This window comes from Vibrio rumoiensis (assembly GCF_002218045.2).
Classification (GTDB): Bacteria; Pseudomonadota; Gammaproteobacteria; order Enterobacterales; family Vibrionaceae; genus Vibrio; species Vibrio rumoiensis.
Map to the genome: position 1 here is coordinate 534,163 of NZ_AP018686.1, position 21,406 is coordinate 555,568.

Annotated in this window: 22 protein-coding genes; 10 read left to right on the forward strand and 12 right to left on the reverse strand. The window is 41.7% G+C overall.

Annotation, left to right across the window (positions count from 1 at the left end; all coding sequences use genetic code 11):
* The first annotated feature begins 33 nt into the window (after positions 1-33).
* The 6 genes from VRUMOI_RS14830 to aroG all read left to right on the forward strand — a co-directional run bounded on the left by VRUMOI_RS14830 (position 34) and on the right by aroG (position 5,200).
* Positions 34-1,050 carry a lipoate--protein ligase gene (locus tag VRUMOI_RS14830; RefSeq protein WP_089138862.1) on the forward strand — a complete coding sequence of 339 codons (1,017 nt, stop codon included), beginning with the start codon at positions 34-36 and terminating at the stop codon, positions 1,048-1,050.
* Positions 1,051-1,411: 361 nt separating this feature from the next.
* Positions 1,412-1,621: a transcription antiterminator/RNA stability regulator CspE gene (gene cspE, locus VRUMOI_RS14835; RefSeq protein WP_017025742.1), complete on the forward strand. Its 210-nt coding sequence runs from the start codon at positions 1,412-1,414 to the stop codon at positions 1,619-1,621.
* Between the two features lie 692 nt (positions 1,622-2,313).
* On the forward strand, positions 2,314-2,805 hold the full coding sequence (locus VRUMOI_RS14840; RefSeq protein WP_089138861.1) for a chalcone isomerase family protein: 492 nt from the start codon (positions 2,314-2,316) through the stop codon (positions 2,803-2,805).
* A 26-nt stretch (positions 2,806-2,831) separates the two neighbouring features.
* Positions 2,832-3,362: a DUF3833 domain-containing protein gene (locus VRUMOI_RS14845; RefSeq protein ID WP_089138860.1), complete on the forward strand. Its 531-nt coding sequence runs from the start codon at positions 2,832-2,834 to the stop codon at positions 3,360-3,362.
* Between the two features lie 125 nt (positions 3,363-3,487).
* A complete protein-coding gene (locus VRUMOI_RS14850) occupies positions 3,488-3,919 on the forward strand; it encodes a PaaI family thioesterase (protein ID WP_089138859.1) in 432 nt (143 codons plus the stop codon).
* 222 nt (positions 3,920-4,141) lie between these two features.
* A complete protein-coding gene (gene aroG / locus VRUMOI_RS14855) occupies positions 4,142-5,200 on the forward strand; it encodes a 3-deoxy-7-phosphoheptulonate synthase AroG (RefSeq protein WP_089138858.1) in 1,059 nt (352 codons plus the stop codon).
* Between the two features lie 64 nt (positions 5,201-5,264).
* Here the strand turns inward: aroG and VRUMOI_RS14860 are convergent, their stop codons facing one another.
* Together VRUMOI_RS14860 and VRUMOI_RS14865 are read right to left on the reverse strand one after the other, a co-directional pair.
* Entirely contained in the window at positions 5,265-5,930 is a 666-nt protein-coding gene (locus VRUMOI_RS14860; protein WP_089138857.1) for a TVP38/TMEM64 family protein, read from the reverse strand.
* 14 nt (positions 5,931-5,944) lie between these two features.
* Positions 5,945-6,676, reverse strand: coding sequence for an SDR family oxidoreductase (locus tag VRUMOI_RS14865; protein WP_089138856.1), 732 nt, complete (start codon positions 6,674-6,676; stop codon positions 5,945-5,947).
* 79 nt (positions 6,677-6,755) lie between these two features.
* On the opposite strand from VRUMOI_RS14865, the gene VRUMOI_RS14870 reads away from it, so the two are divergent.
* Positions 6,756-7,304: a Crp/Fnr family transcriptional regulator gene (locus VRUMOI_RS14870; RefSeq protein WP_089138855.1), complete on the forward strand. Its 549-nt coding sequence runs from the start codon at positions 6,756-6,758 to the stop codon at positions 7,302-7,304.
* A gap of 80 nt (positions 7,305-7,384) precedes the next feature.
* Here the strand turns inward: VRUMOI_RS14870 and rlmF are convergent, their stop codons facing one another.
* The 7 genes from rlmF to rbsD form a co-directional block, all read right to left on the reverse strand.
* A complete protein-coding gene (rlmF, locus tag VRUMOI_RS14875; protein ID WP_089138854.1) occupies positions 7,385-8,503 on the reverse strand; it encodes a 23S rRNA (adenine(1618)-N(6))-methyltransferase RlmF in 1,119 nt (372 codons plus the stop codon).
* A 141-nt stretch (positions 8,504-8,644) separates the two neighbouring features.
* Positions 8,645-9,652, reverse strand: coding sequence for a substrate-binding domain-containing protein (locus VRUMOI_RS14880; protein ID WP_089138853.1), 1,008 nt, complete (start codon positions 9,650-9,652; stop codon positions 8,645-8,647).
* 57 nt (positions 9,653-9,709) lie between these two features.
* Complete coding sequence (gene rbsK / locus VRUMOI_RS14885; protein WP_089138852.1) at positions 9,710-10,642, reverse strand: ribokinase; 933 nt, start codon at positions 10,640-10,642, stop codon at positions 9,710-9,712.
* 115 nt (positions 10,643-10,757) lie between these two features.
* Positions 10,758-11,642: a ribose ABC transporter substrate-binding protein RbsB gene (gene rbsB / locus VRUMOI_RS14890; protein WP_089138851.1), complete on the reverse strand. Its 885-nt coding sequence runs from the start codon at positions 11,640-11,642 to the stop codon at positions 10,758-10,760.
* A gap of 58 nt (positions 11,643-11,700) precedes the next feature.
* Positions 11,701-12,690 (reverse strand): ribose ABC transporter permease, encoded by a 990-nt coding sequence (gene rbsC / locus VRUMOI_RS14895; RefSeq protein WP_089138850.1) that lies wholly within the window; start codon positions 12,688-12,690, stop codon positions 11,701-11,703.
* Positions 12,687-14,192, reverse strand: a complete 1,506-nt coding sequence (gene rbsA, locus VRUMOI_RS14900) for a ribose ABC transporter ATP-binding protein RbsA (RefSeq protein ID WP_089138849.1) — start codon at positions 14,190-14,192, stop codon at positions 12,687-12,689. The genes rbsC and rbsA overlap by 4 nt, the downstream gene beginning before the upstream one ends.
* Positions 14,193-14,220: 28 nt before the next feature.
* Positions 14,221-14,640 carry a D-ribose pyranase gene (rbsD, locus tag VRUMOI_RS14905; protein WP_089138848.1) on the reverse strand — a complete coding sequence of 140 codons (420 nt, stop codon included), beginning with the start codon at positions 14,638-14,640 and terminating at the stop codon, positions 14,221-14,223.
* A gap of 256 nt (positions 14,641-14,896) precedes the next feature.
* Between rbsD and VRUMOI_RS14910 the strand changes: the two genes are divergently transcribed.
* The 3 genes from VRUMOI_RS14910 to VRUMOI_RS14920 all read left to right on the forward strand — a co-directional run bounded on the left by VRUMOI_RS14910 (position 14,897) and on the right by VRUMOI_RS14920 (position 17,593).
* On the forward strand, positions 14,897-15,838 hold the full coding sequence (locus VRUMOI_RS14910; protein WP_089138847.1) for a histone deacetylase family protein: 942 nt from the start codon (positions 14,897-14,899) through the stop codon (positions 15,836-15,838).
* A complete protein-coding gene (locus VRUMOI_RS14915; RefSeq protein WP_089138846.1) occupies positions 15,816-16,331 on the forward strand; it encodes an NUDIX domain-containing protein in 516 nt (171 codons plus the stop codon). The genes VRUMOI_RS14910 and VRUMOI_RS14915 overlap by 23 nt, the downstream gene beginning before the upstream one ends.
* A gap of 80 nt (positions 16,332-16,411) precedes the next feature.
* Positions 16,412-17,593 (forward strand): BamA/TamA family outer membrane protein, encoded by a 1,182-nt coding sequence (locus VRUMOI_RS14920; RefSeq protein WP_089138845.1) that lies wholly within the window; start codon positions 16,412-16,414, stop codon positions 17,591-17,593.
* A 9-nt stretch (positions 17,594-17,602) separates the two neighbouring features.
* Here the strand turns inward: VRUMOI_RS14920 and VRUMOI_RS14925 are convergent, their stop codons facing one another.
* From VRUMOI_RS14925 to fabV, 3 genes are all read right to left on the reverse strand, one after another.
* Positions 17,603-18,109: a M48 metallopeptidase family protein gene (locus VRUMOI_RS14925; protein ID WP_089138844.1), complete on the reverse strand. Its 507-nt coding sequence runs from the start codon at positions 18,107-18,109 to the stop codon at positions 17,603-17,605.
* Between the two features lie 76 nt (positions 18,110-18,185).
* The gene (locus VRUMOI_RS14930; protein WP_089138843.1) at positions 18,186-19,835 is read right to left on the reverse strand and encodes an ABC-ATPase domain-containing protein; all 1,650 of its coding nucleotides are present in this window, start codon (positions 19,833-19,835) and stop codon (positions 18,186-18,188) included.
* 205 nt (positions 19,836-20,040) lie between these two features.
* The gene (gene fabV / locus VRUMOI_RS14935) at positions 20,041-21,240 is read right to left on the reverse strand and encodes an enoyl-ACP reductase FabV (RefSeq protein ID WP_089138842.1); all 1,200 of its coding nucleotides are present in this window, start codon (positions 21,238-21,240) and stop codon (positions 20,041-20,043) included.
* Between the last annotated feature and the right edge of the window lie 166 nt (positions 21,241-21,406).

A 21,406-nucleotide genomic window follows, 5' to 3' on the forward strand; every position in this document is an offset into this window, starting at 1 on the left:
TTAGCAATTAATACATCACTACCGAGAGCTTTTATGTCATCACTTCGCCTATTATTTTCCACCTCAACTAATCCGTTGTTTAACTTGGCGGTAGAGGACACCATTTTTCGTTCAATGAGCGCGAATCAAAAAGTACTATTTTTGTGGCGTAATGATAATACAGTGGTGATAGGCCGAGCACAGAACCCTTGGAAAGAATGTAATACCCAGCGCATGGAAAGAGACGGCATTACCCTAGCTCGTCGACAAAGTGGAGGTGGGGCGGTCTTTCATGATCTCGGTAATAGTAATTTTACTTTTATGGCCGGTAAACCGGGGTACGATAAAACGGTATCGACTCAAATTGTATTAGATGCATTAAAAGCATTAGGTATCGAAGGGAAAGCAACAGGACGTAATGATCTTGTGGTTGAGACTGAAGAAGGTGAGCGTAAGTTCTCAGGCTCAGCCTATCGAGAAACAATGGACCGAGGCTTTCACCACGGCACGATTTTATTAAATGCCGACATGAGCCGTTTAGCTGACTATCTCAATCCAGATCCGAAAAAGCTGCAAGCAAAAGGGATTACCTCGGTGCGATCTCGCGTGATTAACCTAAATCAATTAGATAACACGTTAACTCACGATAGTTTGTGTGAAGCGATTAAGCAGGCGTTTTTTGAATATTATGGTGAGTCCGTGGAACCAGAATTCATTTCTGAAGATAACATGCCTGATTTACCAAACTTTGAAGCCACGTTTACTAAGCAGCAAGATTGGCATTGGAACTTTGGTAATACTCCTGAATTTAACCACCACATTGACGAGCGTTTCAAATGGGGTGGTGTAGAACTGCATTTTAACGTCAAGAAAGCACACATTGAAGAAGTACAGGTATTTACCGATAGCCTAGATCCTGCACCACTGGAAGCGTTACAAGAAGCTTTAATAGGACGGGTTTATAATGCTGAGGGAATCATGAGCGCTTTAGATGAGGTCGTGAACCGTTATCCACAGAATGCTGAAGAGTTATCGCAAGTAAGGCAATGGTTGTTAGTTCAACTAGCTTAGTTAAAGCATAGGGTCGACTGAACTTGTTGATATAAATCAGAACGATACCCAAGTAAATTGAAGTGACTTGGGTATACAAATATGTGACGAAAGACACAAACAAGATTTATTTTCAATAATATGTTCGAAATAGGTGTACATCTCTCTCAAACCCTGTAATATCTACCTCGCTCTGTTGATAAGAGTGATTGATGAAACAATTTAGTAAAAGTAGAATCCTCAAATACAGCTTCGTTTTTGTCTTTGTTATTAGATTTTCCCTTCGCTTAATAAACCATTAAATCGTTCAACGCAGCACCCGTCGCATTTAGCGGCATAATTTATGAACTGCATTTATTGCACACAAGATAAGGGACATAATATGTCTAAAACAACTGGTATCGTTAAATGGTTTAACGAAGAAAAAGGTTTCGGCTTCATTACTCAAGACAACGGCGGCGCTGACGTATTCGTACACTTCCGTGCTATCGCTTCTGAAGGTTTCAAAACTCTTGCTGAAGGCCAAAAAGTGTCTTTTGAAGTAGAGCAAGGCCAAAAAGGTCTTCAAGCTGCGAACGTTGTTCCTGCTTAATAATTGATTTTTTAGTGTAGAGTTTTCTCTACTACTGGAAAAGATAATAAACGCTGGCTTTATTAGTCAGCGTTTGTTTTTATAAAAGAAGCAACAAAAAGAATAAAAGCCAGACTAAGCGCAGTGCTTAACAACCTGGTAGGCAAGCCAAATAACCCATTTATAAACTTCATTGTTTGAAGTGTGAAAAATTAATACTCGACCCTCTGCTTTAGCATCAAGTCCCGTTGTAATTCTGTTCACCGTACTTTCTATAAAAGAAAGTGTCTTCGAAAAGTCGTTTTGTCGAAATTCCCTAAAAGCGAAACTCGAACCCAGCGTCAAAAAATAAATAGGTTAACCGGCTTATGTACTTAGATACCGATCTTAATGATTTTGATTGGTTTATATCTTAAGTATTCGATTAGCATCACAGATTATCTCTAAATTATTGAGTAATTTCAGTGATGTAATAGAAAAATAAGAAGGAAAATAACTATGACTCGTTCAAACGGTAGAAAACGTTTTTGGTTCCAACACCAACGTGATCAATCTCAGTCTCAATTGAAAAACAAATAGATTCTCTCTAAGAATCGACTCTCCCATTAAGGGAAATGAAGCACAGCACTGATTCAGTGGTGTGCTTTTTTGATCTAAAAGCCCTTCAATATCGTATTAGTTAAAATAATAAACTTAACCTAGTGATTGATATTATGTGGAAGTGGCTATTCATAGGACTCTTAGTGGTAAGCTCACTAGGCAAAGCCCAAATTAATTCGAACAATTTACAGCTCGTTGGCGAAGCCCGCATGACGTATCTATTTTGGGATATATATGATGCGAAACTATACAACCCGTCCGGACAATACTCTTCTGAGCAATTTCCATTATTACTTTCACTGTCCTATCTAAGAGATATTCAGGCGAAAGATATTGTTCAGGCGACCAATGAGCAGTGGCAACATTTAGGTAAACAATCGTTGGTTGGTCAATACGATCAAACATTAATGGATATGTGGCCAGATATTCAACAAGGCGATACTTTAAGTGTACTGGTAGAGAACAACCAGGCTTCCACCTTTTTCTACAATGGTAAAAAGCTTGGCGTGATCCGCGATCCTGACTTTACTGAATCTTTCATCGCAATTTGGCTTTCACCGAATACCTCTCACCCCAAAATACGTAAACAACTCATTGGACAGTAAACGTTAATAAACTCAAGGAAGTCGTTATGAAGCTGATTAAATCCTTTTTTGTTATCTGCTTAGTCGCTGTGTTATCCAGTTGCTCAGCACCGGATGTTGAACACTATCAAAATAGCCAACCAACTTTTGATTTTAAAGCCTTTTTCTCAGGAAAGTTGAAAGCTTATGGCGTGGTGCAAGATTACAAAGGTGAACTGACAAGAAAGTTGGTTGTGGGTATGGATGCTGAGTGGAAGGGAAATAAAGGCGTGATTGAAGAAGACTTTGTCTACGATGATGGAGAAACTCAAAAACGAATTTGGTATATCACCCTCAACGATGATGGTTCAATTTCAGGTGAAGCCAGCGATGTGCTTGGGATTGCCTCAGGGCGCAGTTCAGGAAGTGTTTTTCATTGGAATTATGATGTTGAAATCCCTTACCAAGACGATACGCTTGAAACTCATTTTGATGATTGGATGTATCTGGTTACGCCAAACCGCTTAATTAACCGCACCAGTATTGTAAAATTTGGTATTGAAGTCGGGCAAGTCACTTTGGTGATAGAGAAATTGTGACGCTAAGAGGCGCTATAACTGTTGAGAATCTTTCCTAAATCTCATTTTCAACATTAATTTTAGATAAGTGGTCAGATCTCTTTCATACTAATGACATGATACTCAATAAAACAATAAGGAATGTTATGTCACTTGCCACAATGTCTGGGTTAGAAATATTACACGCCATGGCGGAAGGGAAAATACCGCCAGCCTCAATTACACAAACGATGCCCATGAAAGTCATTTCAGTCGAGCCCGGGAAAGTCGTGTTTGAAGCCACTGCAGATGAAAGGCACCTTAATCCACTTGGTGGCGTTCATGGTGGTTTTTTAGCCACGATCATGGATTCAGTGACTGCATGTGCGGTTCATTCATCACTCGAAGCGGGTGTGGGGTATGCGACCATTGATTTGAATGTCAAAATGCTTAAGCCAGTCCCACAAAATACCCCCTTAATTGCAGAAGGTAAGCTGATTAATTTAAGTAAATCTCTGGGAATATCTGAAGGGTGCTTAAAAGATGAGCAAGGTAAGTTATATGGCCATGCGACTGCCACTTGTATGATTTTACGTTAATTATCAAAGAAACGGTGCCGGCATAATATCGACACCGTTGATTAACTATTGTCTGAAAATTCATAAAATATTGCTTTATTGTTAATTAATGATTGAAGTTCTGTTTTTGTAGCGATAAGTTAACCAGAAGGAAAAGAAAATAACCTATTTTAAGCCATAGAAAATTGATGTTCTATATTGGACTTAGGCTTGAAATACACATAAAACAAGGACAATGTCGTTATGCAAAAAGTAGATGATGTAAGAATTAACCAAGTTAAAGAACTTTTACCGCCAATTGCTGTTTTAGAAAAGTTTCCTGCGACAGAAACCTCCACGAATACGACATTTGAATCCCGCCAAACCATTCATAATATACTTGAAGATAAAGATGACCGCCTACTCGTCGTGATTGGTCCATGTTCTATCCATGATACCGAAGCGGCTCTTGAATACGGTAAACGTTTAAAAGTATTACGTGATGAGCTCAAAGATGATCTTGAAGTGGTGATGCGAGTGTATTTTGAAAAGCCTCGTACTACAGTCGGTTGGAAAGGGCTGATCAACGACCCATACTTAAACGATAGCTATCAGATCAATGATGGTGTACGTATGGGCCGTAAACTACTACTCGATTTAACTGACAACGGCATGCCAACCGCCAGCGAATTTCTCGATATGATCACGCCGCAATATGTGGGCGATTTAATTAGCTGGGGCGCTATTGGTGCTCGTACTACAGAATCACAAGTACACCGTGAACTCGCATCGGGTCTATCATGTCCTGTTGGTTTTAAAAATGGTACCGATGGCAATATCAAAATTGCGACCGATGCTTGCAGCTCGGCAGGTGCCTCTCACCATTTCTTATCGGTAACCAAATACGGCCATTCTGCGATTATTGAAACCGCAGGCAACCCTGATTGCCACATTATTTTACGTGGTGGTAAAGAGCCAAACTACAGCGCAGAGCATGTTGCAGCAGTCAAAGCTGAGTTGGCGGGTAATGGTTTACGCCAAAAAGTCATGATTGATTTCAGCCATGCCAACAGTTCTAAGCAATTCCAGCGCCAAATGGTGGTAGCAGAAGATGTGGCGACTCAAATTGCTGGTGGCGAAGATGCTATTTTCGGCGTGATGATTGAAAGCCACCTCAATGAAGGCAGACAAGATCTTGTCGATGGTAAAGTGGCGAACTATGGCCAAAGTATCACCGATGCTTGTATTGGTTGGGATGATACTGAAACGGTATTACGTCAACTGGCAAAAGCGGTCGCGGATCGCCGTAAAGCAAAGTCATAAAAACGCACGTTAAATTGAATGCCCAACGGATTTGTTGGGCATTTTGCTTTAAAGGTTAAGGTTTCTATCCATATTTTGAGGCTTGACGAATGATGTTTCGTTGATAAAGAAACCAGCAAAGCCATAAGAGTGAGCTAATGCCAATGGCGGTGAAAATAGCCGGTTGAGGGTTATCAATAGTGCTAATCGAACCGGCATACGATGCGATTACGACGTAAGGGATCGAACTAATCATCCAGGCTAATAAGAACTTAGTAAATCGCATTTTTGTCATCCCAGACAGACAAGCTGTGATTTCAGGGAGTATTGGAATCGATCTAGAAAGTAAGATCATAGCAAAGCCATGTTGTTCAAAAGAATGGATTAACTCGGTTCGTTTCTGTTTTTCTTTGATCAGTATATTCAGAATGTTATTGCCATAGTGGTAACTCACTATATAGCCGACGATACCTGCTAGCATGATTCCTAATAATGACGATACCGCACCATAAGCATGACCAAGAAAATAACCCGATAAAATGACAATGGTTAATGTTGGTACGGCAATAAATAAGTCGGCAAATAAAAGCATGACAACAATTAGCGCCACCAATGCAGTTGATAAAGATTGTGCTCGCTCTAGCCAATATTCAATTTGCTCTATGGTGAGTAAGCCTGAAAATTTAATGATCAGGAATGTTGTGCCAAAACAGGCCGCAATTATCAATATAACTCGTATTAAGGACTTCATAGCGTTACTCCTGTCTAGTATTTTTGCATGACTTTTTGGGTGAAAGATGGACTCAACCTTAAGAGTCTTCTTAACCATTTCACCTTTCCAACATCATGTTCCAGAATCTCTTTTTCTATTCCATGGATTATTGAGGTCGCCACTATTTCTGCCGATAATTTATTCTTTCCTCGTCCTGCGGTCATATTGGTATCGACTAAAGGTAAAAAGCACTGCTGCACCGCGATATTGGTATTTGCCAGTTGATAGCGTAGTGATTGAGAGAATATGTTTAAAGCACCTTTTGTGGCGCAATAAATGGCAGATGATGTTTTCGGAGCCAGTGCCAGCCCAGAGTTAACATTTAGGATTATTGACGGAGTAGTGTGCAATAAAGCTGGAAGCAATAAATAAGTTAGGCTGCAAATACTTGTGAAATTAGTCGCGATCTCTGTGGCAATATTGTCATGCTTAAACGCAGGATCCAAAAAGGTTGGGGCGTATTGCACCGCTGCATTGTTAATAAGAATGTCGATTGAGTTATGTTGTTTTCTGATCGTTGTGGATAAGGCTTTTATATCATTGGATTTTGATAGATCAGTTTGATAAGTGACTACGCTACAAAAGTTTTGCGATAAGCGCTGTAACTTATTCAGGTTACTTGAAATGACAATAATCTGATTATCAGAATGGAGCTGCTTAACCAACTCGTAACCAATACCAGATGTCCCACCAGTAATTACAATTGTTTTTTGTCTGAGTTCCATATCACTGTCCTCGCGTTATACGGTGATTTCCTATACTAAGAACACAAACAGGCTCACTCATTAACCGAGGTTAACAACTATGGATTTTAATTCGCTTCTTAAGACCAAGGGGATCAGAATAGAAAAAGAGAAGGGGGAGCATGTTTTTATGCAGGGTCAACCTGATCGTTGCTTGTATTTTGTACAGTCTGGATTGCTAAAGGCATACTACACATCAGACCAAGGAAAGGAATCGATAAAGTCATTCCTGCTACCTAATGATACGATTGGCAGTTTGGTGTCCTTTCATACGAAAGATGCGTGTTCTTTTAGCCTTCTTTGCTTGGAATCGAGCGTGCTCTATAAATTAACGTTTGAGGTCATACAATATTATGTACAACAAGACTTAGAGTTGGCGAACAATATGTTGGAATTTTTACTCGGTTTAGCGGTGAAAAAAGAGCAAAGAGAATATGAGTTTTTATGTTTAAGTGCAGAGCAGCGTTTTTTTAAGCTTGAAAAATATCAGCCAACGTTAATCGATAAAGTGACTCAAAATGATTTAGCCCATTACTTAGGAGTGACCGCTGTTGGTTTAAGTCGGATCAAGAAAAGAGCGCACACCAATGGGCTTCTTAGCCGGGCATGAGTTTAACGAAAGAATAGATTGTGTTGTGAAACCTCGCTATCACAGGCTGCTGTGATAGCGAGGTTGCAATAAATCATCACTTAATTAAAAAATGACTTTTGCTCTAAATTGGTTAAAAAGCTCCATGCCACAAAGCGGCTAATCTTCTGGCCTTGCGCCATTTCGACTACACGAATATTGGTTGCGCCTAACTTTCTTAACTGCTGTTGAAGTAACGGTACATTTTCTTTCTTGGAAATTAAGCTAGTAAACCAGCAGACTTGCTTAGCAAAATCTTTACTTTCCATTGCCATTTGTTTTAAGAAAGCAATTTCACCGCCTTCGTAGCACAACTCATTTTCAGTACCTGCAAAGTTTAAAATAGGTTGGCTATGTTTTGATAATGGCTCAGCTTTGCCTTTATTTAGGTTATTCACTTTACGTAAGCTGCCTTCACGTGCTTTTTCCAATGATTCGTGAAAAGGTGGGTTACACATGGTTAAAATGAAATCATCATTCGGTTTGATCATGCCGCGGAAAATGTTGTCTGGCTTGGTTTGCTGACGAACTTTAACTTTATTTGTGAGTCTCTTATTCGCTTGAATCAACAACTGTGCTGTTTTGACCGAAATCGGATCAATATCGCTTGCCACAAAATTCCAGTCATAAAGGCTTGAGCCTAAAATAGGGTAGATGCAGTTTGCACCAGTACCAATATCAAGCACCGTATGTTTATGATTTGCTGAACCAGCATCAGGATCACGTTCGTCATTCTCAACCACAAGCGCATCGGTTTTCTCTTTGGTTGCGGTTAATAGGTCGGCAAGATAATGAATATAATCGGCTCTGCCCGGAATTGGTGGGCATAAGTACCCCGGTGGGATCTGCCAAAAGTCCAACCGATAATAGGCTTTTAATAACGCTTCATTCAGTGCTAATACCGCTTGTGGATCGCTAAAGCTAATCGATCTTTCACCGCGAGGGTTTAAGATAACAAACTCTGTTAATTTAGGGTTGGCGGCTTCTAATTTGTCAAAATCATAACGGCCATTATGCAGATTACGCGGATGTAATCCGGTTGGTTTTTTACTTCTTGGTGATTTTGAATCTTGTGACGCTTTTTTGCCATTATGGCTTCTTGGTTTTTGAGGGCTAGGCTTGCTGGTTTTCTTAGTGGTTTGAGAGTGGCGATTATTTTTGTTGTGAGGTCCAGCGGCCATGAGGGCTCCAAGAAATAGGTAGAATGAAAACGGCGTGAATAATAGCGTATTTCATTAGGATCCCCAAGCAACTTGAGCTATTGTCTTATGTTGCTTAGCCTATACCCAAGCGGCTGAAGTCACTTAGATATATAAGTGCTGCTATAACGGGTATTTACTTACAGAGTGACGTTCCACCAACGTGGGCTCTAATTGAATCACTTGTTGCGGAGCGTCGGGGTTTTCAAGGCGAGAGAGTAAAGTATCAACAGCTGTTTTTCCTAATTGGTGCTTTGGCTGATGAATCGTGGTTAAAGAAGGGGTAATGTATTTGGTTAGATGGATATCATCATAACCAATAATGGAAAGATCTTGTGGGATCTTTGTACCATCTTGGCTAGCCGCATTAATTAGGCCGAGCGCCATCATGTCATTACAGACAAATAGCGCACTCGGTAAAGGCCCATTGTGTTTCAGTGTTTGATAAGCATCGTAGCCACCATCACACTCAAAGTTTCCTTGGATAATCCAGTTTTCGTTTAAAGGCAGATTATTATCTTGTAAAGCTTGTTTAAAGCCATCAAAGCGCAGTGATGCTTGACTGCGATGCAGTGGACCGGTGACGCAACCAATGGCGGTATGCCCATGATCAATTAAATACTGAGTGGCTAAGTAACCCCCTTTGAAGGAATTATCTTGAATTTTATCGCTCGCGTACGCCATTGGTCCCCAATCCATAACCACGACTGGCAGCTCTGGGTACCGTTCAAAAATTTCAATTTCTTCGCCTTCAAGCGTTGAACACATTAGCATTAAGCCATCGACACGTTTTTGCAGAAGAGTGTCTATTGAGGCTTTCATTCGTTCACTGTCACCTTCAGTATTACAAAGGATTAAGTTGTAACCTTTTTCATAGCAACGCCTTTCAACGCCTTTCAATACTTCGCCAAAGAAAGGGTTGGTCGATGTCGTGACCAACATACCAACGGTTTTAGTGCACTTCATTTTTAGACTTCGAGCGAGTGCGGATGGCGCATAATTAAGCTCTTTTGCGGCTTGTTGTACGCGCTTTTCAATATCCTCACTCACAAATCGAGTCTTATTCAACACATGACTAACTGTGGACGTTGACACCTGAGCGAGTCGGGCGATGTCTTTCATTGTTGCCATGTGATGATTTCCTATTGGTAGAAGGTAAAATGAATTCTAGAGCTAAATTGGTTTCAATTAACGTGTTTGCTGTACTAAAAAGTCATCCGTTTCTTGTCGTGTCGGGATGGAGGTCTGTGCCCCAAAGCGAGTAACGGAAAGGGCAGCCGCAGCGTGCGCGAATTGAATGGCTTGAGTGGTTTCCATCCCCTCAAGTAATGCTGTGACAAAAGCCCCATTAAAGGTATCACCCGCCGCCGTTGTATCTATCGCTTTTACTTTAAAACCTTGAATAAGGTTACCTTTTCCATTTTCACTTAGCCATACTCCTTTTGCTCCGAGCGTAATCATAACGGTTGTGATCCCTTTTGAATGAAGCGCATTTGCGGCTGCCTGGGCTGAAATATCATCGGTTACGGCAATACCAGTTAAGACTTCCGCTTCAGTTTCATTAGGAGTAATAATATCAATATGTTTTAGGATTGAGTCGGGTAACGCTTTAGCTGGCGCTGGGTTTAAAACGACTTTGATATCAGAATGAAGATTTGCTTTAGCTAGCTCAATGGCTGATTCGATCCCATCTAAAGGCGTTTCAAGTTGAAGTAATAAATAATGACAGTGTTGAATCGGGGCTTTAAACGTTGCCACTCGCGCTTGGTCTAGAGCATTATTGGCCTCAGGAGAAAGACAAATGCTATTTTCTCCATCATCAGACACTTGTATCAGCGCCACTCCAGTAGGGGTTGATGGAATGATTGAGACATAATCAGTATTGATGCCGTCTTGAGTAAAGCTTTGAATGATGTTTTGCCCAAAAGAATCACTTCCTACGCACGCGATGAATCCAATATCTGCACCTAAACGTGCAGCCGCGACGGCCTGATTCGCCCCTTTCCCTCCAGGAATAACTTGATAATTACGTCCCATCAAAGTTTCACCTGGTCGAGGGAAAGAGGGAACTTGAAGTACATGATCGGCATTAACACTACCAAAAACGATCAGCTTGTTCATAGGTCATCCTTATGATGATAACGTTTAAATACTCATGGATATCAATATATTAAGTATATCAATGAGTACTTTCAGGGGAAAAAGTGAGGGCCAATATCGCCCTCACATTGAATGGTTATTTAGTAATGATTTTTAAAGGAACTGGGATATTCTTCTCAACTGACTCACCTTTTAGGATCTTGTCTGCAGTTTCAACACCGAGCTCACCAATTAGGGCGGGTTGTTGAGCAATCGTTGCTCCTAACATGCCACGCTTAACCGCGGCAATACCATCGTCGGTGCCATCAAATCCAACAATTAAAATGTCTTTGCCTGAAGCTTGTACGGCACGTAAAGCGCCTAGTGCCATTTCATCGTTTTGTGCAAAGACAGCCTGGACATCACCATTTGCAGCAAGCAGATTTTCCATCACATTCAAACCCTTACTACGGTCAAAATCAGCAGGTTGACTTGCGAGAAGATCGAGTTTTGAATTTTTCACTGCTTTCATGAAGCCTTCGCCACGTTCACGAGCGGCTGAAGTACCTGCAATGCCTTCAAGTTGAATCACTTTGGCTTTTTCACCGACTTTTTCAATAATGTATTTACCTGCCATTTCACCACCAGCCACATTATCAGAAGCAATATGACTAACAACATCACCACGGCTCGCACCGCGATCGAGTGTTAATACTGGGATATTCGCACGGTTGGCAATGCGGATGGCGTTAGAAACGGCATCTGAATCGGTTGGGTTAATCAGTATGGCTTTTACACCACGCACAGAAAGATCTTCTACATTAGAAAGTTCTTTGCTTGGGTCATTTTGCGAATCTAAAACAATCAGTTCGTAACCCAACTCTTTTGCTTTTGCTTCGGCACCATCTTTCATGCTCACAAAGAATGGATTATTTAGTGTTGATACCACAATTGCCATTGTATCTTGAGCTTGCGCAGCAACCGACATCGTACTGGTTAACATGGCAGCTGAAAGTAAAGTAGTCAGTTTTTTAAGTTTCATGTTGTTATTCCTTTATCGTAGGGAGCCTATCGTTGGCTCTTGGTGTCGGTAATGACGGTTATTTATTTTTATTATCAACTAATACAGCCAGTAGAATGACGACGGCTTTGGCAATCATTTGATAGTAAGACGATACATCAAGTAGGTTTAAAGCGTTGTTTAAGAAACCGATAATTAATGCGCCAATGAGGGTTCCCATGATACGACCACGACCACCCATTAAACTGGTGCCACCCACAACAACCGCAGCAATTGCATCGAGCTCATACCCCATACCAGCAGTCGGTTGAGCGGAAGATAAGCGTGAAGTGACGATTAAGCCTGCAAGGGCAGAGAGTAAGCCGCAAATGGCATACACACCAATTTTTACACGGTCGACATTAATACCCGATAAACGCGTTGCGGATTCGTTGCCACCTAGTGCGTAGACATAACGACCAAAGCGAGTGTGATTTAATACATACCAAGCGGCAGCAAAAACAAACACCATGATCCAAACTGGAACAGGGATGCCTAATGTATAACCGGTACCAAACCAAGCGAAATTATCCGCAACATCAGTAAAGCCGGTTGATATTGGTCGACCATCGGTATAAACCATCGTGACACCACGTAACAGCGTCATGGTCACTAAGGTGGCAATGAAGGCTTGAACCTTACCTTTGGCGATAATTACACCACTGATACCCCCTAAAATAGCACCGGCTAATAGGGCCGTTGGAACCGCTATTAATACAGGAACTTCCATCGCAATTAAGCTGGCAGCAAAGGCGCCGCATAAAGCTAAGACAGAGCCCACGCTTAAATCGATACCAGCGGTTAAAATAACCAGCGTCATCCCCACAGCTATAATGGCACTGACAGATGTTTGTCGAAGAATATTGAGTATGTTATCGACAGTGAAAAAGTTAGGGTTTAAAAACGAAACCACAATGATTAAAAAGAGGAGGGCTATGAGCGATTTTTGCTCAATTAACCATTCCTTATTTAGTAAAGGTTTCTTTGGTTTTTCGGGTACATTAGGTTTATTGATAGTATTGCTGCTCATGCGACGTCCTTACTGATATTTTTACCGACTGCACAAGCCAGTAGTAATTCTTGGTTAGCTTGTTTGGCGTCAAATTCGCCACTGATTTTGCCTTCATGCATGACTAAAATTCGGTCACTCATTCCAAGCACTTCAGGCATTTCTGAAGAAACAAGAATGATACTCATGCCTTCAGCCTTAAATTTGTTAATTAACTGATAGATCTCTTTTTTGGCACCGACGTCGACGCCCCGAGTGGGTTCATCCAGAATCAACACATTCGGCCTTGTCATTAAACCTTTCGCAATGGCCACTTTTTGTTGATTACCGCCAGATAAGTTGCCGATGATTTGCTCCCGACTAGGGGTTTTAATATTGAAAAGATCAATAAAGTCATCTACAGCCATGACTTCACTCTTATGCTGAATTTGAGCGCCAGAACTAAAATGTTGTAGAGCTGAAAGTGTCATGTTGTCTTTGACGGAAAGCCCTAGCACCAAACCATCACCTTTGCGATCTTCTGAGATATACGCGATACCGGAAGCTAACCCTTCTTGAGGCGAAGTTGGATGTATCTTTTTACCTTCTAGAAAGATATCTCCAGATTGATAAGGTAGGGCACCGTAGATCATTTTCATCAGCTCAGTACGACCAGCGCCCATTAGGCCTGAAATGCCTAAGATTTCGCCGCGTTTCAGCTCAAAATGGATGTTCTCAATACCTTTACCGGTTAAGCCTTGTATTGAAAGACGATTCTCATCAGATTGCACTGCAATACGTGGATATTGTTCTTCTAGTTTACGACCGACCATCATCTCAATGAGTGAGTCTTCATTGGTATCTTTAACTTCACATTCCCCGATGAATTTGCCGTCTCGTAATACCGTTATATCATCACAAATTTCAAAAATTTCTTTTAAACGATGGGAGATATAAACAATGCCACAACCTTGAGAACGCAGTTCATTAATTACTTTAAATAAAAACTCGGTTTCTTTATCCGTTAAAGCATCAGTGGGCTCATCCATAATGATTACTTTTGATTCAAACGATAATGCTTTAGCGATTTCAACCATTTGTTGTTCGCCTAAGCTAAGTTCACCTAGTAAGGTTTTTGGGCTGCGTTTTACGTTTAAACGAGCGAGAAGTTCCGCCGCTTTATCATGCATTTGATTCCACAAAATCTTGCCAAATGCGTTAGTCATCTCGCGACCTAGGAAAATATTTTCAGCAATGCTTATTTCGGGAATAAGGTTGAGCTCTTGGTGAATGATGCTGATTCCGGCTTGCTGAGAATCTCTTGGCCCTTTAAACGCAACGGGTTGCCCTTGATAGTGAATACTGCCGCTATCTAAAGAGTAGATGCCAGTTAGCACTTTCATTAACGTGGATTTGCCCGCACCATTTTCGCCCATTAATGCCATTACGCGGCCGGGGTAGACGTTAAGGCTCGCTTTATCTAACGCTTTTACACCTGGAAACGCTTTTTCGATTTGGTTGAGCTCTAAAATAGCTTTTGTCATATTCACATCTCACATGCTTGTCTTTAGATCAAAAAGTGACACCAGATTGAAAGATCACATTCGCATAAGGCGTGCATTCACCAGTGCGAATGATGGCTTTGCTTTGATGACTTCTTGCTTTAAATGCTTCATGGGTGAGGTAAGTAATGCTGATTGCTTTACCCGTTAGATTTTCTTCTTGTTGAATTCGCTTAAGTAGAGCGTCGTGGTGTTCAGGGCTGATTTGTGCAAATTCATTGGCCACGATGACGCCTTCAATTTGTGATTCTTTTAAAAATACATCAACAGTTTGAGCAAACGTTGGGATACCAAGCGTAAGGGCTAAATCAATACGAGGTGTTGTATTCGGAATTGGAAGTCCTGCATCGCAAATTGTAATTTCATCGGTATGACCTAATGTTGCGATTAGGTGTGAAAATTCAGAATGGAGAAGAGCGCTTTTTTTCATATTGATACACCTAGTTGGATTGATAATTTGGCATCAGCGAAACGTTTCGATAGAGCATAATGATTGTTTTAAATAATGCATTCTAGCGCTCAATGTTTTGTGAAATAGATCATCGAAACGTTTCGATGGGCTATTGAAGGAGTGATCTTTGTCACAATGAAATATGAGGCAAGTTGGAGCGCCAAGTGCAATTTACAGTGAATTTGGTAGTATCCGTTATCTTTCTTACTTAATTTTCTAACCTGTGTGGTGAATGATGCTGTCGCTTATCTACCATCCCATTTATTCTGATTTGGTGCTGCCTGATGGGCATCGTTATCCAATCCATAAATATCAATTACTGTACCAATCTATTTTGGCCAAAATGGGAACCAATCGTTGTTGGCAAAATAGTTTCCGCTTTGTTCAGCCAAAGGCATTGAGTGTGGAGCAGGTTAAATTGGTACATGATGCTGATTATGTCGATGCTTTGGTGTCTGGGAGGTTACCCGAAGCAAAAATGCGGCGTATTGGTTTTCCGTGGAGTGAGGCATTAATTCAACGCACCTTATGTTCGGCGGGGGGAACATGTAAAACCGTTGAGATGGCGTTAGAAAATCAAGTCGCGATCCATTTAAGTGGTGGGTATCATCATGCTCACGCTGATTTTGGTAGCGGCTTTTGCTTATTTAATGATCTCGCCTTGGCTGCCCATTATGCGCTCAGCGTTGACGGGATCGATAAAGTATTAATTATTGATAGCGATGTGCATCATGGTGATGGTACCGCGGCTTTATGCCAACAACATCATGACATTATTACCGTATCGTTTCATTGCGAGAAAAACTTTCCTGCTCGTAAACCTGATTCGAATATAGATATTGGATTGCCACGAGAAGCGGAAGATGACGAGTTCTTAGAAAGCTTTACCACGGTTGTTGAAATGGCGGTCAATCTCTATCAACCAGATTTTATTTTATATGATGCCGGTGTGGATATTCATTGTGATGATGAGCTTGGGTATTTAAACGTGACGAGCGCTGGCATTTATCGACGTGATCGTTTTATGTTTGAGCTTGCCCGGCGCAAATCATTGCCGATAGCGAGTGTGATCGGTGGAGGGTACCGTTCAAATCATGCCGATCTGATTCCATTGCATTTACAACTCGTTCAAGCGGCCAAAGACGTTTTTTACGATGAGGAGAACAACGTTGAATAATCAAGCAGCAGCGAAACACCGTATCCGCGCAGCGGGCATTATTGTGCAAAATGAGCATGTTTTATTACTGAAAGTGAAAGACTTCAGTGGTGAATATTGGATCCCACCAGGTGGGGGGCTAGAAGCTTGTGACTTGCACACCAAAGATTGTGTCAAACGGGAATGCTTGGAAGAGGTCGGACTCGAAGTACAGGTCGGCGAGTTGTTGTGTGTGCGAGAGTTTTTAGAAACCACGAAAAATCGTTATAACGCTGAGTTCTTCTACCATATTTGGCAATTTAAAGGGCAACCTCATACTGATAATTTAGCTGGTTTAAATGATGAGGAGTTTATTCAATTGGTGGATTGGGTACCGGTGGCGAATTTGCAAGACATGCGCACATTTCCCACCGATTTAGCCGCGGTGGTAGAACTTGTGGCACATAAAGTAAGCAGTGTTCACCTTGGTAGCTATATTCAAGGTAAAAATGAGACTCAAAATCAATTGAAATGATCACAACAAGCCAGTTGATTGAGTATATAATCTCGGATATCGACGCTTGCTAAACACCAATGAACAACAAAGGAAATGTGATGCCTCGTTCTAAATCACTGCTCGCGATATCTTTATTTTTTTCATTTCCTTTTTTCTTATCTCCAGCAGTCAGTGCCGCTTCTTTCACGGATCCTTTAGATGGCAAATTTGATATGAGTGAGGCGATTGCCGAGAATCCTTACGCATTTCTACCGATCCCAATAGTGCTTACAGAGCCTGCCATTGGCTATGGTGGGGGATTTATGGGGATGTTTTTGCATGAATCAAAAGAGGCTCGTGATAAAAGAAAAAAATTAGCCATGGAGTCGGCAGATGGTGGCGTAAACCTTATTCCACCTAACTTTACCATTGTCGGAGGGGCTGCGACGGAAAATGGTACGTGGTTTGTGGGCGGCGCGCATCGTCATACTTGGTTAAATGATCGTATTCGTTACTTAGGCGCTGCGGGTTATGCCAATATTAATATGGATATTTATCATGAATTTGATCAAATCCCAGTGGATAAAAACCTTGCTTTTGAAAGCCAAACAGAAGGCTTTGGTGGTCTGCAAAAACTGCAATTTAAAGTCGTGGATACCAAATTATATCTCGGGATCTCCCAGCTTTGGTTTCGCACTAAAATTGGGGCGAAACAAGATATTGCGAATGATGTGTTACAACGAGTTTTAGGTGATGAAAGTACTTCTTCAGCGCTAGGTTTGATCGCGCAATATGACTCACGTAATAACCTGTTTTACCCAACGAGTGGTGGTACCGCTAAAGCTGAATATTTATGGTATCGCGATGGTTTAGGCAGTGATTATGAATACGATACCTTAACATTAGATGGAAAGTATTTTATTCCATTATCCAAAACATGGACGCTAGGGATTGCGGGGAATTATCAATCATTAACGAACGCTGATCGAAATCTACCGCCTTTAGCTCGTCCGTATATCAATTTACGCGGTATTTCTCGTTATCGATATCAAGGTGATTATGTTTTCACCGCGCAAACCCAGCTAATGTGGCAAGTTACGCCGCGTTGGTCATTACAAGGTTTTGTCGGGGCCGGCTCAGTAGCGGAAGAGGCTCATGATTTATATGATGACACTGAAATCGCCTATGGTGCAGGGTTTCGTTATTTGATTGCCCGCCGCTTTGGTTTGAATATTGGTATGGACTTCGCGTTTAGTGATGAAGATAGCGCATTTTACTTTAATGTTGGTTCCGGCTTTTAGCCAACGGCTTTAGCGAGACCCCATTTCTTTGTAGGTTAAAAAGAGTCGCGCATCAAATTCTAATTGGTGGTAGTCCGGCTCCATGTGACAGCAAAGAGCGTAAAAGGCTTTGTTGTGCTCTTTCTCTTTAATGTGGGCTAATTCATGGACCACTAACATTCGTAATAACGGTTCAGGCGCATCTTTAAAAATCGAAGCAATACGAATCTCATTTTTCGCTTTTAATTTCCCACCATGATTACGCGAGACAAAAGTATGCAAGCCTAACGCGTGGTTCACGACATGGATTTTGGGATCGTAAATGACCTTTGATAAAGGCGATGACTTTTTCAAATACCGATTCTTGATTGCTATGGTGTAATCGTACAGCGCTTTTTCAGTTTTTAGGTTGTGCATTTGTGGGTATTTGTTTTCTACCCATTTAGCGAGTTTACCTTGGTCGATAAGCGTTTTTACCTGAGATAACACTGCGTCAGGATAGCCTTGCAGGTATTTAAGATCGGTAACTGAAGTCATATTGGAGAACTTGATTTTAGTGAGTGTAGTGAAGGCTAGATAGAATGTTGAGCTTTCTGACTAGCCTTAATGATGTTTATGCTTTGAATTGCGCTTTACGTAAACGGTTTAAAACCGCCATCACATCCAGCGTTCTTGGTTTAGCTAAATCGCCATTTTTAGGCATAGTCTGATACCAATCTTGCTTTAAAGCGGCATCAAAGATCTTTGCTGGATCTTGACTCCAACCTGGTTGCTGAGAAAGTTGGAACCATAACCAGCCGATTGCGTTTAGTTCACTGGTCGACTCAATTTGTTCCAGCGCAGAGACGTCAATGTGCTCTTTACCAAAGCGCAGAGTATGTGTGCCTTTACCTTGAATGCGAAATTTACCTTCCGCTAAGATCTTGGTTAAACAGGTATTATTAAACGCGCGAGCAGGGTGCTGAATAAGTTCACTTTCTGATTCTAACTGTCTTTGGCTCGGGTGTTGCTTAACCACTTCTTTTGCTTTACTGGTGACATCCAAAGCTTGATAGTCGTGCATTTGGATCACGGTATCGGCGACATCGAAGTAATCACCAGAACCACCCATGACAATAATCGACGAAACCCCTTGTTCATCACGCAACTGACCGATTCGATCCACCAGAGGAGTGATAGGCTCATCGCCTTTGCTGACCAAAGCCTGCATGCGCTCATCACGGATCATAAAGTTAGTTGCCGAGGTATCTTCATCAATCAATAAAGTCGTGGCACCGGCTTCTAATGATTCTTGTAACCAAGCGGCTTGAGAGGTCGAACCCGAAGCATCTTGAGTAGAGAAGTCGTTGGTATCTTTACCCATAGGTAAATGATTGATGTAATTTGATAAATTCAAATGATGAACGCTACGGCCATCTTCTGCGCGGATTTTCATCGCTTGAGGATCGGTCACAATGTATTCACGGCCATCGGTTGGGATGTGATCGTAAATCGAACGTTCAATCGCCGTCAGGAGGGTCGATTTACCGTGGAAACCGCCGCCGACAATAAGCGTGATGCCTTTAGGAATACCTAGACCACGAATCTTCCCTTTATGCGGTGTCTCTAATTCAATGGCCAGTGATTCTGGTGCTGAAAAGGTGACGGCTTCTTTCATCGGTAAATCACAATCACCCGAAACACGAGGAAGCACACTGCCGTCAGCGACAAACGCTACAAGGTTGTTTTCTGCGAGTTGTTTGCGAAGTGCCACTTGGTCTTCTACGACTTCACAATGGCGCTTTAATGCATCCATATCGATTTCACGAGCAATGGTGGCGCGACGAATAAATTTAGGCAGGTGGAAGGTTAAGATATTAATCGCTTTTTTACCGAGGATTTGACGACCATCGGCAGGTAGATTGACGCGAAAACGTAGTTCGATGCCTTCTTCATCAAATACTACTGCGGTGTGATCTAATACACTTTGACCATTAAAGGCGATGTCTACCGATGCTTCAGGTTGCGCAAGTTGTGAAAAGTAGCGCGCGATATAATCACGAGCGGCGCGTTGATAGTCTTCAGATTGTTCTAATAACCATTGTAAGTCAGTGAGAGACCAAGCTCGACGTGCACGTAAACGGGAAGCGGTGGCATGTGGGTCGCCTTGAACCGTGTCGATGAAAAGGTCGAAATCTGTGAAATCATACTGGCCCTTGATTTGTTGGTAGGCACGGTAGTTTTGTTTTTCGATGTTTTTCAGTTTGAAGATCAAGGTATCCATAGGGTTCCGGTATCGCGAGTAATGAGAATAAAACGAATGGGGGATTATATACTGAATTGCGGTTTAGATGGAGGGATGTCGCCATCTAGATGAAAAAAAGCCTCCTTTGCACTATGACGAAGTATGTAGTGCGGCAAAGGAGGCGTTGAGCCATTACTCCCCTTACAGAGTTTAGCGACTCATAAATAACCTTATTTATTATAAATTAAGGCTGTAATGCGGTTAGTGTGTCGATATCAATATCTTGTTGGTAATCAACACCTTTAATATCAAACCCATTGAGTTGCATAAACTCTTGCTTATAACCTTGGTAGTCACCAATCTCTTTAAAGTTACTGGCATTCATTTGAGCCATTAATTCAGCAACACGCTGTTGAACGCTTGGTTTCATTTCCCAATCGTCCATACGGATCAAACGTTCTGCATCGACCGGAACCAGTGTTTGGTTATAAAGCTTGTCACTAAATAGGCGTTGCATTTGTTCAATACAAGTTTCATGCGTGCCATCTTCTTTCATTGCTTTGTATAACGCGATGATATAAGGGGTGAAGGTTGGAATAAACACGCTTGCTTTAGTCACTAATGCTTTACATACCGTGGCATGAGCCGAACCGTCGAAGTTTGCTAATTTAAGGTTTAAAGAGTGGCTTGCTTGGTGTAAGTCCACTTTTGCCCAGCCTAGTGTACCGTCACGGTAAATAGGGTAGTTAGCCTCTGAACCAATGTATGAAAATGCGATAGTTTTACAGCCTTCAGCGATCGACTCGGCGTTAATCAGAGTATCAACCCAAGATTCCCAGTCAGAGCCGCCCATGACTTTAATGGTCGATTCGATTTCTTGCTCGGTAGCCGGTTCAATGGTGGTTTCAGTCCACTCATCATTTTCAAGTAACACGGTCGCGCCAGTGACGCTGTCACCAATTGGCTTGATGCTTGATACCCAGTTTTCACCGGTTGTTGGGTTAGGGCGAATCCCCGTTGCCAAACTATAGATGATCAAGTCGACTTCGCCTTCAAAGTAAGTTTCGATGGCTTCAATGACTTGGTCGCGCGTCTCTTGAGCAAACGCATCGCCCACGATATTGACGGCAATTCGGCCTGCTTTTTCGGCTTCTTGCTTGAAGAAAATGTTGTTATACCAACCAGCGGTGCCCACGCCTTTTTCAGAAGGGCCACGCTCATACGATACGCCAATGGTGTCAGATTCACTGCCGCCAAAAGCAAGTGCGATACGAGCAGCTAAGCCGAAACCGGACGATGCACCGAGAATGAGAACACGTTTCGGGCCAGATTTGATTTGATTCGCTGTTTTAGCAAATTGAATTTGTTGCTGGATTGATGCTTCACATCCGTATGGATGGGCACTTCGGGCAACCACGCCCTTTATGATAGGTTCAATGACCATACGTTATCCTATGAATCTTATTAATGACGAACGAATAAATACTAGAATAGAGGCATCAACAAAGCGAAATATTGAGCAAACAGGGTAAAAAGGTGAGTTTTTTATCTTAAATAGAAAAAAATTGTTTCAGATCATTAATATTTGACGATAAAAACAGCAAAGCCAA

What these genes read in the sequence shown, in the direction of transcription:
- VRUMOI_RS14830 (WP_089138862.1), top strand. Translation starts at nt 34, where the DNA reads ATGTCATCACTTCGCCTATTATTTTCCACCTCAACTAATCCGTTGTTT.
- cspE (WP_017025742.1), top strand. Translation starts at nt 1,412, where the DNA reads ATGTCTAAAACAACTGGTATCGTTAAATGGTTTAACGAAGAAAAAGGT.
- VRUMOI_RS14840 (WP_089138861.1), top strand. Translation starts at nt 2,314, where the DNA reads ATGTGGAAGTGGCTATTCATAGGACTCTTAGTGGTAAGCTCACTAGGC.
- VRUMOI_RS14845 (WP_089138860.1), top strand. Translation starts at nt 2,832, where the DNA reads ATGAAGCTGATTAAATCCTTTTTTGTTATCTGCTTAGTCGCTGTGTTA.
- VRUMOI_RS14850 (WP_089138859.1), top strand. Translation starts at nt 3,488, where the DNA reads ATGTCACTTGCCACAATGTCTGGGTTAGAAATATTACACGCCATGGCG.
- aroG (WP_089138858.1), top strand. Translation starts at nt 4,142, where the DNA reads ATGCAAAAAGTAGATGATGTAAGAATTAACCAAGTTAAAGAACTTTTA.
- VRUMOI_RS14860 (WP_089138857.1), bottom strand. Translation starts at nt 5,930, where the DNA reads ATGAAGTCCTTAATACGAGTTATATTGATAATTGCGGCCTGTTTTGGC.
- VRUMOI_RS14865 (WP_089138856.1), bottom strand. Translation starts at nt 6,676, where the DNA reads ATGGAACTCAGACAAAAAACAATTGTAATTACTGGTGGGACATCTGGT.
- VRUMOI_RS14870 (WP_089138855.1), top strand. Translation starts at nt 6,756, where the DNA reads ATGGATTTTAATTCGCTTCTTAAGACCAAGGGGATCAGAATAGAAAAA.
- rlmF (WP_089138854.1), bottom strand. Translation starts at nt 8,503, where the DNA reads ATGGCCGCTGGACCTCACAACAAAAATAATCGCCACTCTCAAACCACT.
- VRUMOI_RS14880 (WP_089138853.1), bottom strand. Translation starts at nt 9,652, where the DNA reads ATGGCAACAATGAAAGACATCGCCCGACTCGCTCAGGTGTCAACGTCC.
- rbsK (WP_089138852.1), bottom strand. Translation starts at nt 10,642, where the DNA reads ATGAACAAGCTGATCGTTTTTGGTAGTGTTAATGCCGATCATGTACTT.
- rbsB (WP_089138851.1), bottom strand. Translation starts at nt 11,642, where the DNA reads ATGAAACTTAAAAAACTGACTACTTTACTTTCAGCTGCCATGTTAACC.
- rbsC (WP_089138850.1), bottom strand. Translation starts at nt 12,690, where the DNA reads ATGAGCAGCAATACTATCAATAAACCTAATGTACCCGAAAAACCAAAG.
- rbsA (WP_089138849.1), bottom strand. Translation starts at nt 14,192, where the DNA reads ATGACAAAAGCTATTTTAGAGCTCAACCAAATCGAAAAAGCGTTTCCA.
- rbsD (WP_089138848.1), bottom strand. Translation starts at nt 14,640, where the DNA reads ATGAAAAAAAGCGCTCTTCTCCATTCTGAATTTTCACACCTAATCGCA.
- VRUMOI_RS14910 (WP_089138847.1), top strand. Translation starts at nt 14,897, where the DNA reads ATGCTGTCGCTTATCTACCATCCCATTTATTCTGATTTGGTGCTGCCT.
- VRUMOI_RS14915 (WP_089138846.1), top strand. Translation starts at nt 15,816, where the DNA reads ATGAGGAGAACAACGTTGAATAATCAAGCAGCAGCGAAACACCGTATC.
- VRUMOI_RS14920 (WP_089138845.1), top strand. Translation starts at nt 16,412, where the DNA reads ATGCCTCGTTCTAAATCACTGCTCGCGATATCTTTATTTTTTTCATTT.
- VRUMOI_RS14925 (WP_089138844.1), bottom strand. Translation starts at nt 18,109, where the DNA reads ATGACTTCAGTTACCGATCTTAAATACCTGCAAGGCTATCCTGACGCA.
- VRUMOI_RS14930 (WP_089138843.1), bottom strand. Translation starts at nt 19,835, where the DNA reads ATGGATACCTTGATCTTCAAACTGAAAAACATCGAAAAACAAAACTAC.
- fabV (WP_089138842.1), bottom strand. Translation starts at nt 21,240, where the DNA reads ATGGTCATTGAACCTATCATAAAGGGCGTGGTTGCCCGAAGTGCCCAT.